Origin of the sequence: Acinetobacter sp. EKM10A, from assembly GCF_011075215.1 — a bacterium.
GTDB classification, from domain to species: domain Bacteria; phylum Pseudomonadota; class Gammaproteobacteria; order Pseudomonadales; family Moraxellaceae; genus Acinetobacter; species Acinetobacter baumannii.
Map to the genome: position 1 here is coordinate 564,658 of NZ_JAALLK010000001.1, position 15,713 is coordinate 580,370.

General features: G+C 37.5%; 16 protein-coding genes. 11 read left to right on the forward strand and 5 right to left on the reverse strand.

Going from position 1 to position 15,713, the window contains the following annotated elements:
• The first annotated feature begins 111 nt into the window (after nucleotides 1-111).
• The 3 genes from G9371_RS02565 to G9371_RS02575 all read left to right on the forward strand — a co-directional run bounded on the left by G9371_RS02565 (nucleotide 112) and on the right by G9371_RS02575 (nucleotide 4,536).
• Nucleotides 112-2,751, forward strand: a complete 2,640-nt coding sequence (locus G9371_RS02565) for a bifunctional aconitate hydratase 2/2-methylisocitrate dehydratase (protein WP_000888596.1) — start codon at nucleotides 112-114, stop codon at nucleotides 2,749-2,751.
• 228 nt (nucleotides 2,752-2,979) lie between these two features.
• Nucleotides 2,980-3,414, forward strand: a complete 435-nt coding sequence (locus G9371_RS02570; protein WP_029424695.1) for a hypothetical protein — start codon at nucleotides 2,980-2,982, stop codon at nucleotides 3,412-3,414.
• A gap of 138 nt (nucleotides 3,415-3,552) precedes the next feature.
• On the forward strand, nucleotides 3,553-4,536 hold the full coding sequence (locus G9371_RS02575) for an ion transporter (protein ID WP_001221041.1): 984 nt from the start codon (nucleotides 3,553-3,555) through the stop codon (nucleotides 4,534-4,536).
• A gap of 25 nt (nucleotides 4,537-4,561) precedes the next feature.
• Here the strand turns inward: G9371_RS02575 and G9371_RS02580 are convergent, their stop codons facing one another.
• Complete coding sequence (locus G9371_RS02580) at nucleotides 4,562-5,761, reverse strand: MFS transporter (RefSeq protein WP_002014361.1); 1,200 nt, start codon at nucleotides 5,759-5,761, stop codon at nucleotides 4,562-4,564.
• A gap of 229 nt (nucleotides 5,762-5,990) precedes the next feature.
• On the opposite strand from G9371_RS02580, the gene G9371_RS02585 reads away from it, so the two are divergent.
• From G9371_RS02585 to G9371_RS02595, 3 genes are all read left to right on the forward strand, one after another.
• On the forward strand, nucleotides 5,991-6,419 hold the full coding sequence (locus tag G9371_RS02585) for a membrane protein (RefSeq protein ID WP_001228338.1): 429 nt from the start codon (nucleotides 5,991-5,993) through the stop codon (nucleotides 6,417-6,419).
• 157 nt (nucleotides 6,420-6,576) lie between these two features.
• Nucleotides 6,577-7,371, forward strand: coding sequence for a DUF4198 domain-containing protein (locus G9371_RS02590; RefSeq protein ID WP_029424696.1), 795 nt, complete (start codon nucleotides 6,577-6,579; stop codon nucleotides 7,369-7,371).
• Between the two features lie 226 nt (nucleotides 7,372-7,597).
• A complete protein-coding gene (locus G9371_RS02595) occupies nucleotides 7,598-8,518 on the forward strand; it encodes a LysR family transcriptional regulator (RefSeq protein ID WP_000890088.1) in 921 nt (306 codons plus the stop codon).
• Between the two features lie 50 nt (nucleotides 8,519-8,568).
• Here the strand turns inward: G9371_RS02595 and G9371_RS02600 are convergent, their stop codons facing one another.
• Nucleotides 8,569-9,021 carry a DUF441 domain-containing protein gene (locus tag G9371_RS02600; protein ID WP_000880860.1) on the reverse strand — a complete coding sequence of 151 codons (453 nt, stop codon included), beginning with the start codon at nucleotides 9,019-9,021 and terminating at the stop codon, nucleotides 8,569-8,571.
• A gap of 253 nt (nucleotides 9,022-9,274) precedes the next feature.
• On the opposite strand from G9371_RS02600, the gene G9371_RS02605 reads away from it, so the two are divergent.
• Both G9371_RS02605 and G9371_RS02610 read left to right on the forward strand, forming a co-directional pair.
• Nucleotides 9,275-9,493 (forward strand): hypothetical protein, encoded by a 219-nt coding sequence (locus G9371_RS02605; protein WP_000351255.1) that lies wholly within the window; start codon nucleotides 9,275-9,277, stop codon nucleotides 9,491-9,493.
• Nucleotides 9,494-9,590: 97 nt separating this feature from the next.
• Nucleotides 9,591-10,295: a pseudouridine synthase gene (locus G9371_RS02610; protein WP_000923639.1), complete on the forward strand. Its 705-nt coding sequence runs from the start codon at nucleotides 9,591-9,593 to the stop codon at nucleotides 10,293-10,295.
• On the opposite strand, the gene G9371_RS02615 is transcribed toward G9371_RS02610, so the two are convergent.
• From G9371_RS02615 to G9371_RS02625, 3 genes are all read right to left on the reverse strand, one after another.
• A complete protein-coding gene (locus G9371_RS02615; protein WP_000637089.1) occupies nucleotides 10,288-10,731 on the reverse strand; it encodes a GNAT family N-acetyltransferase in 444 nt (147 codons plus the stop codon). The genes G9371_RS02610 and G9371_RS02615 overlap by 8 nt on opposite strands.
• A gap of 97 nt (nucleotides 10,732-10,828) precedes the next feature.
• Complete coding sequence (locus G9371_RS02620; protein WP_001232531.1) at nucleotides 10,829-11,137, reverse strand: type II toxin-antitoxin system RelB/DinJ family antitoxin; 309 nt, start codon at nucleotides 11,135-11,137, stop codon at nucleotides 10,829-10,831.
• Between the two features lie 111 nt (nucleotides 11,138-11,248).
• A complete protein-coding gene (locus G9371_RS02625) occupies nucleotides 11,249-12,157 on the reverse strand; it encodes a pseudouridine synthase (protein WP_000097958.1) in 909 nt (302 codons plus the stop codon).
• Between the two features lie 119 nt (nucleotides 12,158-12,276).
• Between G9371_RS02625 and tsaE the strand changes: the two genes are divergently transcribed.
• Genes tsaE through miaA form a run of 3 tightly spaced genes read left to right on the forward strand, consistent with a single transcriptional unit; the run spans nucleotide 12,277 to nucleotide 15,646 of the window.
• Nucleotides 12,277-12,750, forward strand: a complete 474-nt coding sequence (gene tsaE, locus G9371_RS02630) for a tRNA (adenosine(37)-N6)-threonylcarbamoyltransferase complex ATPase subunit type 1 TsaE (RefSeq protein WP_032009438.1) — start codon at nucleotides 12,277-12,279, stop codon at nucleotides 12,748-12,750.
• Complete coding sequence (gene mutL, locus G9371_RS02635) at nucleotides 12,743-14,695, forward strand: DNA mismatch repair endonuclease MutL (RefSeq protein WP_000129007.1); 1,953 nt, start codon at nucleotides 12,743-12,745, stop codon at nucleotides 14,693-14,695. The genes tsaE and mutL overlap by 8 nt, the downstream gene beginning before the upstream one ends.
• A gap of 6 nt (nucleotides 14,696-14,701) precedes the next feature.
• Entirely contained in the window at nucleotides 14,702-15,646 is a 945-nt protein-coding gene (miaA, locus tag G9371_RS02640; protein ID WP_000070779.1) for a tRNA (adenosine(37)-N6)-dimethylallyltransferase MiaA, read from the forward strand.
• Nucleotides 15,647-15,713 lie beyond the last annotated feature (67 nt).

Genomic DNA, 15,713 nt, shown 5'->3' on the forward strand with positions numbered 1-15,713 from the left:
CATTAACTTTTGGCTTGAACTCTAGTAAAATTTTGTAGTCCATATTACTTGTGAAGCTTTGTGAAAGCTGGAATTTACAAGTAATTTTTTAAAAAAAGAGGAATGAACACCGTGCTAGAAGCTTACCGCCAACACGTTGCTGAACGTGCCGCACTCGGAGTCCCACCGAAGCCACTTGATGATGCTCAAACTGCTCAACTTGTTGAGTTATTAAAAAACCCACCGGCAGGTGAAGAAGCATTCTTGGTTGATTTGCTTGAAAACCGTGTTCCTGCAGGTGTTGACCAAGCAGCTTACGTAAAAGCAGCTTTCTTGGCAGCGATTGCAAAAGGCGAAGCGACATCTCCGCTAGTTTCTAAAGAACGTGCAGTTTATTTACTAGGTACGATGCTTGGTGGCTATAACGTAGCGCCTTTAGTTGAGCTTCTGGATGATGCTGAATTAGGTAGCTTAGCTGCTGAAGCTTTGAAAAAAACATTACTTGTATTTGATGCGTTCCATGACGTAGCTGATAAAGCTAAAGCTGGCAATGCAAATGCAAAAGCTGTTTTACAATCTTGGGCTGATGCTGAATGGTTCACTAGTCGTAAAGATGTACCAGAAGAAATCAAAATCACTGTGTTCAAAGTAACAGGTGAAACAAACACTGATGACTTGTCTCCTGCTCAAGACGCATGGAGCCGTCCAGACATCCCATTGCATGCAAATGCAATGTTGAAAAATGAGCGTGATGGTATCAACCCTGAAAAACCAGGTGAAGTTGGTCCATTAAGCCAAATTAAAGAACTCATTGCTAAAGGCAACCAAGTCGCTTATGTAGGTGACGTTGTTGGTACAGGTTCATCTCGTAAATCTGCAACAAACTCTGTTCTTTGGTTCTTTGGTGATGAAATCGCTCACATTCCAAACAAAAAAGACGGTGGTGTGTGCTTAGGCGGTAAAATTGCTCCGATCTTCTTTAACACAATGGAAGATGCTGGTGCATTACCAGTAGAGATCGATGTTTCTAACATGAACATGGGTGACGAAGTTACTCTTAAAATCGATCATGCTGCTGCAAAAGTCACTGCGTTCAAAAATGGTGAACAAATCGCTGAGTCTGAACTTAAAACTCCAGTACTTTTAGATGAAGTACGTGCTGGTGGCCGTATTAACTTGATCATTGGTCGTGGCTTAACTGCTAAAGCACGTGAAGCTTTAGGTTTAGCTCCATCTACATTATTCCGTACTCCAGTACAACCAGCTGACACTGGCAAAGGTTTCACTTTAGCTCAGAAGATGGTTGGTCGCGCATGTGGTCTTCCAGAAGGCCAAGGTATCCGTCCAGGTACTTACTGTGAACCTAAAATGACTACAGTTGGTTCTCAAGATACAACTGGTCCTATGACTCGTGATGAGTTAAAAGACCTAGCTTGCTTGGGCTTCTCTGCTGACTTAGTAATGCAGTCTTTCTGTCATACTGCTGCTTATCCAAAGCCAGTTGATGTACAAATGCAACATACACTTCCAGACTTCATCATGAACCGTGGTGGTGTATCTTTACGTCCAGGTGACGGTATTATCCACTCTTGGTTAAACCGTATGCTTCTTCCAGATACAGTAGGTACTGGTGGTGACTCGCATACTCGTTTCCCAATTGGTATTTCATTCCCAGCAGGTTCTGGTCTTGTAGCTTTTGCTGCTGCAACTGGTGTAATGCCACTTGATATGCCTGAATCAGTTCTTGTTAAGTTCAAAGGTAAAATGCAGCCTGGTATCACTTTACGTGACCTTGTGCATGCGATTCCTTACTATGCAATCAAAGAAGGCGATCTTACTGTTGAGAAAAAAGGTAAGAAAAACATCTTCTCTGGTCGTATCTTAGAAATCGACTTAACAGAAATGGAAACTGACTTAACAGTTGAGCAAGCATTCGAACTTTCTGATGCTTCTGCTGAACGTTCAGCTGCTGGTTGTGCAATCACACTTTCAGAAGAGAAAGTTGCTGAGTACTTACGTTCTAACATCACAATGCTTAAGTGGATGATTTCACAAGGCTATGGTGATGCACGTACGATGGCTCGCCGTGTTGAAAACATGGAAAAATGGTTAGCAAACCCAAGCTTACTTAAAGCTGATGCTGATGCTGAATACACTAAAGTGTATGAAATTGACTTGTCAGAAATCAAAGAACCTATCCTTTGCTGCCCGAACGATCCAGATGATGCAAAACTTCTTTCTGACGTTCAAGGCGACAAAATTGATGAAGTATTCATCGGTTCTTGTATGACTAACATTGGTCACTTCCGTGCTGCTGGTCAGTTACTTGAAAAAGTACCAAGCGGTTCATTAACAACTCGTTTATGGTTGGCTCCACCAACACGTATGGACGAACATCAGTTAATGGAAGAAGGCTTCTATAACACTTATGGCCGTGCTGGTGCACGTACAGAAATGCCTGGTTGTTCATTATGTATGGGTAACCAAGCACGTGTTGCGCCGAACACAACTGTTGTTTCGACTTCTACACGTAACTTCCCTAACCGTTTAGGCCAAGGTTCTAACGTTTACTTAGCATCTGCTGAGCTTGCATCTGTTGCTGCTGTACTTGGTAAATTACCAACTCCAGAAGAATACCAACAATATGCAGCTCAAATTGACAGTATGTCTGCTGACATCTACAAATATTTGAATTTCGACCAAATGGGCGAATATACAAATGCTGCTGATAAAGTAGATACTAAGAAAATTGCTGCTGCTCAGTTGACTTAATAGGTCGATTTAGTACAAAAAAGGAGCTGATTATTCAGCTCCTTTTTATTTTAATGAGAATTGGTACATATTTTAATTCTTAAAATAATAAATTAATCATGTTTTATTCTAATAAAATGTAAAAATAAATATAACGCTAGATATTAAAGAAGATTTTGTTTTAAAATATTTGTATGAACTTAAAAATAATTAAAAAGAACATGGGTATTTTATATATGGAATTTAAAAATGCTAAAGACAATTGTTGAATTTAAATTTGATGATTATCAGCTATATGATCAAAATTTATCAGCAGAAGACGGGAATACTTTAGTACAGAAAACTGAAGATATTGCACAATATATTTATAGTATATTAAAAAATAGATATCACTTAAATATTGAGTTAAATGCTGAGCGTTGGGGCTGGGAAATAGAAGTGCCATTACCTGAGATTACGATGTATATCGGTATTAGCGTTTATGAAGAATACAGTAATGGTTTTGCAATATTCATTTCACCAAATACACCAATTTTAAGAAGATTTCTTTTTAGAAAGTTAGATATTACTCACCATATTATGTTGCTACAAAATTATATTAATGTCATTTTGAAGTCCCATGCTGGTATATATGAGGTGCAATGGTGGGAGGAAAATGAGTTTAGATATGTTGCAGCGCATTAAAATATAATTAGTAAATATGAAATATTATTTATGATTGTTTAGCTAATACAATTAATAAAATATTTTATTGGCCGCTATAGTGGTGAATTTACGTATGTGAGCTTAATATATGTTCAATATAACGTGGTTCGGATCCGTATGCGAATTTTAGCATGGAAGACAGTACGTCGGTTCTTCTATAACAACCTTCATAATCATGATTACGAAACGACAGTAAGTAGATGTATTAACTACTTTTTAGTTTTCTTAATTATTGGGAATGTAGTTGCTGTATTACTAGAAACAGTAAATGATCTGTATTACAGCTACCGTATATGGTTTGACTACTTTGAAAATGTTTCAATTGCAATTTTCAGTGTTGAATATCTCTTACGGCTCTGGAGTATAGTCGAGCGTGATCCGACACAAGCTGCATGGAAGCAACGTTTAGCATGGATGAAAAGTGGTGAAGCACTGATTGACCTCATGGCAATTTTGCCTGCGTATCTAAATTTCTTTGTACGAATAGATCTTCGTATGTTAAGAATTTTACGGTTACTTCGATTATTAAAATTAACTCGTTATTTCATCTCATTGCAAATATTGCTATGTGTGATTAAGCGAGAAAAAGGTTCTTTTCAGGCAGTGATTTTTATTTTAATCATTATGATTATTATGACTGCCTCTGGTATTTATGTCGTTGAGAATAAAGCACAACCGGAAGCTTTTAGCTCTATTCCTAAAGCAATGTGGTGGGCGGTTGTGACTTTAACTACAGTCGGATACGGTGATGTCACACCTGTGACCAGCTTAGGAAAATTATTGGGAGCCTTAATTACAATTCTAGGGGTAGGGATTGCTGCTTTACCGGCTGGTATTTTAGCTTCTGGTTTGGCCAATGAACTTAACCAGCGTAATCAGCGCCTTGAACAAGAGTTCCGTGAGTTACTTCAAGTGCGTGGTATTGATATCATGCATGATGAAGTTGAAATAGAACGTATTCGACAAAAAGTAGGGCTACCAAAAGAACAAGCGCATAATCTGATTATTCAAATTATGCGCGAAAAAGTATTAGAAGAGAAAGAAGCTGTTAGAGAGAAGAAATGTTATTGCCCGCACTGTGGTGAAAAGTTAACAGATTAGAGATTCAACGAAAGCCTGATCATACTCAGGCTTTTTGAGTTGCTTTTTCTACAGCAAATGCAATGAGTAAGATAATAAGGCCACCAAGGCTCAGTACAAAACCTACCCAGATTGGTGCAATCCAACCCATCTGATGGCTCAGTACCCAACCACCTAAAAAAGCGCCTAATGCATTAGCAAGATTAAAGGCGGAGTGGTTAAGTGAAGCTGCTAGCGTTTGTGCATCACCTGCAACATCCATGAGGCGTGTCTGTAAAGCCCCACCTAAACCCATAACGGTTAGGCCAATTAAGAATAAAGAGCCAATTGCGCTATAGATATTACTCATTAGAAAGCTTGCGACTACAAATGCGATCGCTGAGCTGATGAGTACGCCTACAATAGTTTTATTGAGGTTTTTATCTGCAAGCCAACCCGCAGCTAAACCACCAATCACCATCCCGATGCCCCACAGCGCTAATGCAATAGGAACAATCTGGATATTAACTTTGGTGTATTCAGTGAGAATTGGTGAGACATAGCTATATACCGAGAACATGCCCCCAAAACCAATTGCGCCGACTGCAAGGGTTAACCACATATTTATATTTTTAAGCCCCGCTAATTCTGTTTTTATGCTGGCAGTAGCTTGAACTGGAATATTCGGTACAAAGCAAGCTACAGCAATTAAAGTAAAGAATGCGATCGTTGCTGAAAATTCAAAACCTGCTCTCCAGCCAAAATGTTGACCTAACCATGTTGCTAAGGGTACGCCAATAACGGTAGCAACAGTCAGTCCCATCATCATTTGCGCAACTGCTGAAGCTCTTCGTGAAGGGCCTGCTAGTTCAGCCGCGACTAAAGCGCCGACACCAAAATATGCGCCATGAGGTAAACCTGCAATAAAACGAGAGACTAAAACGGTTTCTGGGGTATGTGCTAAAGCTGTACATGCATTGGCAATACCATAAAACAGCATGAGGCAAAGCAATAGGGTCTTTCTAGGCACTTTGGCACCCAAAATGGCAATAATAGGGGCACCAATAACAACACCTAATGCATAAGCACTAATAAAATGCCCTGCTTCAGGTACTGTAATCTTTAAATTGTGTGCAATTTCCTGAATAAGACCCATTGCGACAAATTCTGTAGTGCCAATACAGAAACCGCCTACTGCGAGAGAAAAAATTGCCAAGAAGAGTGAGTAATGTCGAGGGGAAGAAGAAGGGGATTGGGGTGACGCCATAATAAATTAATAAAAGGAAACTCAAAAAAGAAAGTATAAGGGAAAAAGAGACCAAAATAATAAAAAACTAGAATCTCAAGAGGAAGTTTGCATATTTAAAACCGGAATATTTTATCTTTATATTGAATAATTTATCGAATTCTTTTATCAAATTGGATATGATGAGCGCGTAATATTTTAGGCATTACAATAAGTTGTATAAATATTTAAGAAATAGAGAAGTTGAATCGTGAGAAAATTATGTATTGCCTGCCTTATTGGTATGGCTATGTTATCTATGTCTGGTTGTGCCGTATTTATGGCTGGCAATCAACCAAGTAAAAAAAATTTAAATGTTTTAAATCCGGGTAGCTCTCGTAATTATGTTATTGCAGAGTTTGGGGCACCTGTATTGTCTGAGTACCGTGATGGGACAAGAGTTGAAATCTATACATTCCAGCAAGGTTATTCAAAGTGGGTGAAAGTAGGTCGTGCATTTGGGCATGGGGTTGCAGATGTTGCCTCAATAGGTTTATGGGAAGTATTTGGAACTCCAGCTGAAGCATACTTTAATGGTAAAGAAACAACTTATGAAGTGACTTATGGTGAAGATGATTTAGTAAAAAGTTATAAGCTCATTGACTTTAATCAAGCTTTTCCAAAAGTAAAAGAACAATGAGGTAATGAAAGAGGCCACATGGCCTTTTTCTTTTTATATAAAAATCTTTAACTTAAATTTATTAATGATAATGAGAATTATTTTTATTTGTGTATAATACATTTGCTTATGATTTGTCTGTAAAAATTTAAATTTTCCTAATAAGGATCCAGAAATAATGAATAGATTATTAGTAACATCACTTGTTTTTGTATGTACTTACAGCCTTGCTCATGAACCTTATGTTGCGCCATTAGCGTATAAAACTGAGCAGACACAAGTACCGGTAGTAGCTGGTTATGCTGAAGAAGCACTAAATAGTGAATACGCTTTAAAAGATGCCAAGCTTACCGTCATTACCCCTAAACAAGAGCCTAAAGTTATTAATGCTGAAGCTCTACATAAATCTGTAACTGTTTTCGATGTTGCTTTACCGGAAGACGGTACATATATTCTGCAAACTCAGGCGAGTTACCCTTTAAAATATGTATATGATCAAAAGGAGTGGCATTTATTCTTTGATTTACCAGCAGATAAAGCTCCGCCAAAAAAAGAGCGTGACTATCTAATTCCTGCTGATCTTAAAACTAAAAAGATTAAAACAGAGGAAGTAACAAGAGAATGGGTATTACAAAGTTATCTTTCAAAAGGTAAAGTTTCAGATTTTCAACTTCCAAATACACCAGTTAAAGTTAATTTTTCTGTTCATCCTAACCAGCTTAAACTTACCCAAGCAGTTCAGCTAACCATAAGTGAAAAAGGCCAGAACCTACCTTATGCTGAAATTAATTTAAGAGAAAAAGGAGCAACTGATAAACAAGTACTACATTTTAAAGCTGATGATAAAGGACAAGTTGAACTTAAATTTCCAAAAGCTGGAGAATATTTAATGGAAGTCACCGCTCCAGTGGATTTAAAGTTAAAGCCTAAAAATCAAAATTATACGATTGTTAGCTTACAAGTGACCGAGTAAGAATATTCTCATTTTATAAAAAATAGATCTGAATGGGTCTATTTTTTATTTGTTAGTAAAGTCCATATCTAATTAACAAAAACTTATGTTGAGACAAATTAATTAATTTTGTGATAAGATGAATGGTATTCATTAGTGATGATTTATCTCCGTTAACTCTGTTTAGTAATAAACAAGAGATAACTTAAAAATTTATAGATAAATTTATGTATTCAGGCTTGTGCCCATGTTAGAAATTCGACACCTTAAAACTTTAGTTGCTTTACGTGAACATGGTTCACTGGTCGCTGCAGCTAATGACCTATGCTTAACGCCCTCAGCTATTTCTCACCAATTAAAAGAATTAGATCATTGGTATGGGGTAGAGGTGGTTAATCGCCGCAGTCGCCCTGTTAGTTTTTCTAATGTAGGACAACGCCTACTGAAGTTAGCTGATGATGTATTGCCGCAAATTCAGATTACTCAGAGTGATATTACACGTATTGTGCACGGACAAACGGGCAGAATTATTTTTTCATCTGAATGTCATAGCTGTTTTGACTGGCTAATGCCTTTACTCAATCAGTACCGTCAGCAATATCCAGACGTCGATTTAGACTTTGCTTCGGGGTTCGAAGCGAACCCACATGAACTTTTACAAAATGCTGAGTTTGATTTACTTATTACAGCCGATCCGATCGCGCTAAAAGGAATCGAATACTTCCCGATTTTTGAATATGAATCGCGTTTGGTTTTATCAAATACTCATCGATTGGTTCGTGCTGAAAATATTACTGTTCAGGATCTCGCAGAAGAGGTTCTTATTACTTACCCGGTTGATAAGCACCGTTTAGATATCATGTCGAAACTGTTTATACCTGCAAATATTCAACCAAAACAAATCCGAACAACAGACTTAACGCAAATGCTTATTCAACTTGTTGCGAGTGGCCGAGGTATTGCTGCTTTGCCAGATTGGGTAGTCAATGAATACGAACAAAAGGGTTGGGTGACTAGCCGCCGTCTAGATTGTGTTTCTCCAGCCGGTTTAAGACGTACCTTGTATGCAGGTTATAGAACTGAAGAAAAAGAGAAGAGCTACTTTGAAGGTTTCTTAAAGCAGCTAGAAAAGTTTTCTTTAAAACGCACTTCTTACTATTCAGGTTAAAAGTACTTATTTAGCCTAAGCATTTATTAAAAGGTGCCTTCGGGTGCCTTTTATTTACCTATAAATAAAGATAATAGACCTGCTGCAATCAGTGGGCCAACAGGTACACCACGGAGTAACGCCACACCTGCAACCGTACCAATAAGTAAGCCTGCCACAACATCAGGTTGGCTCGACATAAGTTTTACACCACGACCACCTAGCCACGCGACAAGCAGACCAATTGCAATAGCGACCAAAGATTTAAAACTAATAAAGGATTTTAAAATACTCTCTCCACTAAGCTTGCCACTTGCAATAGGCGTGAGTACGCCAATTGTTAGAATAAGTATGCCTAAGTTTAGTCCATGTGCCTGAATATAAGGAAAAAATTGATTTAATGGCGTGATTTTTATGACGATTAAAATACCTGCTGCGATGGTTACAGCTGCATTTTGACTTAGTAAACCGCAGATAAGTAAAACTAATAAAACAACTAAATTAACATCGAATTGGGCAAGCATGAGAAGCGGCAAGAAAAGCAAATAATTTGAATTGTATAATAATTGAGAGCCAAAATGTGAGAGCTTTTAAGGTTGAAAAAGATCAAACAAAGATTTTTTAGTGGAGATTTTCTTGTATATGACTCAATGATAAAGAGTTTTATCTGTGGTTACGCTTGGAAACAATGTTATATAAATTAACAACTTAAAAAGTATTCTTTTGAGAGAGTGTGATATAAAAATAATCACTACTCATGAGTACAGGATTAATCTTATGGATATTATAGATATTAAGATCAAAGATCAATTTGATCAAATTCATGATGCGAAAGCTCAATTAAAGAAGAATTTAGTTGAACATGAAAATGAGCCTTTAAAGCTAAGTCAGCGTATCGAACATATTATTGTAGATAATGAGGTGATCTTACCCACTACAGAATTGCTATTTGAAAGTGAACAAAACGAAAAAATTTATCGTGTCATTGAAGAATAATTCGAAGTTGAAGTTAAATGAGAAGATGATAAAGCAGAAGGTAATAAAACACTAAAATTACGTTAAAATAATGGTTTCGTTTTAAAGAGAAAGCTTTATGCTGCTGGAAAAAATTTTACAATCACAAGGGTTTGGTTCACGTAAATATTGTCAGCAGTTAATAAAAAATGGTTCAGTAAGTATTGATGGGGAGGTTGTGAGTGATCTCAAAAAGCAGTTCTCCCCAGAAAATTTTGAGTTTTCCGTTTTTGGTCAAAATTATCAATATAGAGAAAAAATTTATATTGCTCTAAGAAAACCTCAAGGTTTCGAGTGTTCTCATCATCCTCAGCATCATCAAAGTGTTTTTAGCCTACTGCCTGAAACCATGATTCATCGTGGTGTGCAGGCGGTTGGACGCTTGGATCAAGACACAACGGGGCTGCTTTTACTTACTGATGATGGTAAATATCTACAAGCTTTAACTCATCCTCGTAAACATGTACCAAAGGTTTATCACGTTACAACTTACGACCCCGTAACCCCTGAGCAAATTGAAATGCTTATTCAGGGAGTTAATTTACACCAAGAAAAAGGGGTATTTGCTGCCACAGATGTAGCACTACTAGAAACTCATCAATTAACGATGACTATTCATCAAGGTGTTTATCATCAAGTCAAAAGAATGATTGCAGCCGTAGGCAATAAAGTCGAGAAATTACATCGACATCAAATTGGTCAATTGGTTCTACCTGAAATTGAGGACGGGGATTGGGTATATTTGTCGGAGCAGGAAAAACAACTCGCTCAAAATATTATTTAAGAAAACAATGAAATGTCTGAAACTCACTGTCTCTAATAAACCCCATTTTTTCATAGAGGCGGTGAGATTCATGATTATTCGATTGGGTTTCTAGGCTAATACGTAAAGCATTTTCTTGTTTTGCAAATAAAATCGCTGTATCAATGAGCTGTTTTGCCGAGCCTTGACGACGGAATAGGGGGGTAACATATACATCATCTAAGATGTAGTAAGTTGAACAAGCAACTGAAGAAAAACCTAAATAAAGCAATACGAACCCAGTAATTTTTTCGTCCTTAATATGGATGAAAAATACGCTCTCTTTATTCTCAAAACGTTGTTTTAAGAAATGATGGGATTCTTCGAGATTAGAAGATGCACCATAAAATTGACGGTATTCATCAAATAGGACAGCGAGTTGGCTTAGATCTTCATAGGTCGCTCGTCTTACAATCATTAGGCGCTCCTTGTATTTATGTTTATATTTTTACAAAGAGAGCATAACTAAAAAAGAAGCGAATTGACGTTAAAAGTTGTTTAAAAATGCAACACCGTTAAGTTTTGTCACTTTCACCTAATAGTGCATTTAACTCTTCAAATAAATCTTCATGGTCATCATCTTCATTTAAAGTTGAAGCGTTCTGATTTAATGAAGATGCTTTTGCTTTTCTCAGTTTTAATAATTGTTCCATATTAATATTCTGGTTTTCGATCGCAAAAGGAATAGATTTGGTTAAGACGACTTGTTTAAAGAACAGTCGCACTGCTTGGGCAGGGGTAATCCCCAATTGTTTAAAAACAGCAAAAGCCTGTTTTTTCTCTTGGGAGTCAAGTCGAACCTGATAAACTTCTGTTTTTCGCATGAATAACAAAACCAAATGATTTTTAATTTTTAGGGATTTATTTTAAACCATCGGAATGTAATTTCAATGTCTTTCAGCATAAAAAATAATCTTTTTGTCATTACGATGCGATTACAGTGTCAATTCAAGCTGTGAATTGAAAACCATTTCCTGTTTTGTTAGCGGGTCTATAAAAGAAATTTGCTTAGCTAGAAGCTGTAAGGGCTGAGAAAAATCATCATCGGCTTTATGTTGAACTATTGGATAAAACGGATCATTTTTAATCGGAATTCCCAAATGATTTAAATGGACGCGGAGTTGATGCTGTTTTCCGGTGGTTGGCGTTAAACAATATTTAGCCCATGAGTGATTATGTTCAATCAGCTCAATTTTAGTTTCGGTATTGGTTTTTGTATGTGCAATCACCTGCATTGTATAAAAGGGTGTACCTTTATCTAAATACAGTTTTAAACTCTGAGGAAATTTTAATTCAGCTTTATATGGAGCGATTGCATGGTAAATCTTATTGACTTGACGATCTGCAAATAACTGTTGGTAAATTCCACGTGACTGCGGTCGTTTGCAAAATAAAACGACACCGGCAGTTTCACGATCTAATCGGTGGATCGGGGTTAAAAACTCATTGCCAGTTTGCTTTTTTAGTCGGACTAATAATGTTTCTTGTACATATTGCCCTGTTGGGCTAATCGTTAAAAAATGGGGTTTATCTACAACAAGCAAATCATCATTTTCAAATAAAATCTGATGCTCAAAGGGAACATGTACTTCGTTAGCAAGGAATCGGTAATAAAAAATATGTGTGTTTGCTATATATGAGCTGTTTAATGTTAATTTTTCGCCATTTGCCGCGTAAATAAGCCCATCTTGAAAACGCTGCTGCCACTCTGTTGCTTTTATATGAGGAAAATTTTCGCAAAGAAATTGATAGATGGTTTGTGCTGTCGTTTGTGGAGGAAGATAGACTTGGCTTGCGCTTACGCCATCAATCATAGGTGGGAAAAATTCAATCGGGCTAGACATAAAAGTGTGTCAATATTTGATAAATGTGATGTAAAAAAAGCCAACGTTAAGCACTTAAGTAGGCTTTAAAGCAGGGCAATGGTATCATATCGATTATTTTGAATCATGTTATGTGTGTTATGTCGTATTCATTGAAAATGGTCTTAAATCATGAAAAAGATACCCAGCGTTTAGCTCAGGCATTGGCGCAGCATGTTCAAGCTGGCGTGATTTATCTGATTGGAGATTTGGGCGCCGGTAAAACGACATTGACCCGTTATTTTTTGCAAGCTCTAGGGCATAAAGGCTCGGTTAAAAGTCCGACGTATACGTTGGTTGAACCATATAAAATCAATAATAAAGAAATTTTTCATTTTGACTTATATCGTCTCAATGACCCGTACGAACTTGAATTAATGGGAATCCGTGATTATCTAGATATTCAGGATGCACTATTTTTATTTGAGTGGCCATCGAAAGGTGGAGACGAAATCCCTGAAGCAGATATCATCATTGATATTCAAAAATCAGATGATGAACTCAATCGTTTCGTCACCTTAACTTTACCAACAGAGCATTTATACCAGACTTTGCAGGAACAGCTTCATGACTGATGAAAAGCTAACACAACGTCGTATTCATACATTAGACGCCGCGTTAGCGAACCAGATTGCTGCCGGTGAGGTGATTGAACGTCCTTCATCGGTCGTAAAAGAATTATTAGAAAACTCAATTGATGCAGGTGCAACCGAATTAATTGTGCGGATTGCACAAGGCGGCTCAACATTAATCGAGATTATTGACAATGGACATGGGATTCATCCTGATGATTTACCATTGGCAGTGATGCGCCATGCAACCAGTAAAATTAAAACAGCAGAAGATTTACATGCCATTGTTAGCTTAGGTTTCCGTGGTGAAGCACTTGCTTCTATTGCAGCAGTTTCACGATTGACTTTAACCAGTAGCCAAGATGAAAGCGGAATTGGTCATCAGGTTGAGGTGAATGGTACCGCCTTTGATCATCAACAAGTCCAAGCTGTTGCTGCACAAAAGGGCACCCATATTCGAGTTCAGGACTTGTTTTTTAATGTGCCCGCTCGCCGTAAATTTTTAAAAAAACCAACCACTGAATTTGGGCATATTGAAGAAATTGTACGCCGTTTAGCTTTAACGCATTTTGATATACGTTTTGTACTTGAGCATAACGATAATATTCGAATTAATTTACCAATAGCAGATAGCGGTGAATTAAGATTTCAGCGTGTACAGCAATTATTGGGTCAACAGTTTGTTCAAAATGCTTACTGGATCGATGCCGAAAGTATTAATATGCGTTTGTCAGGTTGGCTAGGGCATCCTTCAGATGCACGTGCCCAAGCAGACTTACAATATGTGTATGTAAATGGCCGGATTGTGAAAGATAAAACCATTTCACATGCTTTAAGAATGGCATATGACGGTATTTTACATGGCCATCAGCATTCATCTTATTTACTTTTCTTAGAAGTCGATCCTGAAAATATTGATGTTAACGTTCACCCGACGAAACATGAGATTCGTTTTCTAAATCAACGTGAAGTACATGAGTTTGTAAGACATTATGCTAAAGAAACGCTAGCACAATTTCAGACAGCTAGTGCTGATTTAGCACAAGCCATGAAAGTGGACGATACTCAAAATCTTTCGGTACAACCTCAGCCTAAATACCAAGAACAATTTACATTGCACCGTACAGCGCAAGCCGCTGATACAGCAGTAGACAAACCAAATGGTTATCAGCCTTCTACTGAGCTTTTAACTGATTTTAATAATAGTCGTCCCCAAGCTGTTCATTATGCGGAACAAACTCCAAAATATAATGGTTCTGCGCAGTTAAATAATGCATTAAAGACTTACTTGGCACCATTACGTGATCAACCTGCTAATTTTTCAGTTGATGAAAGTATTGAGCCTGTCGCTAAGGTAGATGAATTTCCACTAGGTATCGCAATTGCCCAGCTTCATGGAATTTATATTTTGGCGCAAAATACTGAAGGCTTGATTATTGTTGATATGCATGCAGCACATGAGCGTATTTTGCTGCAACAAATGAAAAATGCTTGGGATAAGCCTGAGTTTTGGACATCTCAACAGTTGCTTATCCCTAAAGTGATCTCAATTAGTCGTATGCAAGCTGTTCGTGTTGAGGATTTAAAACCTCAGCTTGAACGCTTAGGGTTAGAGATTGATTTATATGGCGATGAGCAAGTCATTGTGCGTGGTGTGCCGGCTATTTTGCAAAAAGCGGATTTTGAAAATCTTATTCCCGAACTTCTCAATGACTTAGATCCAAATGATGAAGCACAAGGTTTATTGCAAAAGCGTGATGAACTGTTAGCTGGTATGGCGTGTCATGGTGCAGTACGTGCTCATCGACAACTTAGTCTCTCAGAAATGAATGCTTTACTTCGCCAAATGGAACAAACCGAATTTGCGAGCCAATGTAACCATGGTCGCCCAACTTGGCGTGCATTTCCATTATCTCAACTAGATAAATTATTTGCTCGAGGAGAGTAGTTTTACATGTCAAACCAATTGCCCGTCATCAATTTAATGGGACCGACTGCAAGCGGAAAAACCGCTTTGGCATGTGAACTCTATGAACGTGGAAATTTTGAATTAATTTCAGTTGATTCTGCACTTGTATATAAAGATATGGATATTGGTACGGCTAAGCCAACACGTGAAGAGCAGGAGCTATATCCACATCATTTAATTGATATTATTACTCCACTTGAGGTCTATTCGGCTGCTCAGTTTGTTGAAGATGCTTGTGCTTTAATTGATGAGATGCATTCACGTGGCAAAACTCCTATTTTGGTAGGAGGAACCATGCTGTATTTCAAAGCTCTCTTAGAAGGATTATCAAGTAACTTGCCAAGTGCAGATGCAAATGTTCGCGCAGCAATTGAAGAAAAAGCAGCAAATGAAGGGTGGCAAGCTGTTTATGATGAGCTGGTGGCAGTAGATCCGGCGGCTGGAGTGAAGTTTAAGGTTTCTGATAAACAAAGAATTATTCGGGCGTTGGAAGTTTACCGTATTACAGGTCAACCAATTACCAAATTGCAGGCAGAACAACCAAAAAATGTACCATATCGATACACATTTCATAACTACGCTTTACTTCCAGATCGGTTAGAATTACATCAACGCATTGAGCAAAGATTAAGCAAAATGTGGGATATCGGTTTTTTGAGTGAAGTCGAGTCTCTAATTGAAAAATACGATTTAGATGAAAATTTACCCTCTATGCGTTCTGTTGGTTATCGACAAGCTCTAGAATTTCTATTAAAAAGTGATATGAGTCTCAAAAAAAAGCAGGAAATGGAGGATAAAGCCTTATTTGCAACACGACAACTTGCCAAACGTCAATATACGTGGTTACGTTCTTTGCAAGAAATACACGATTTTAAAACTTACTTGACGATAAAGCAGGCGAAAGAAGACTTGCGAAACTCTTATGGATAAAGCAAAATTTGCACACTGTCTTTTTATAATTTTTAGTTGAAAAATAAAGATAGTTTTTTTGCGCTGA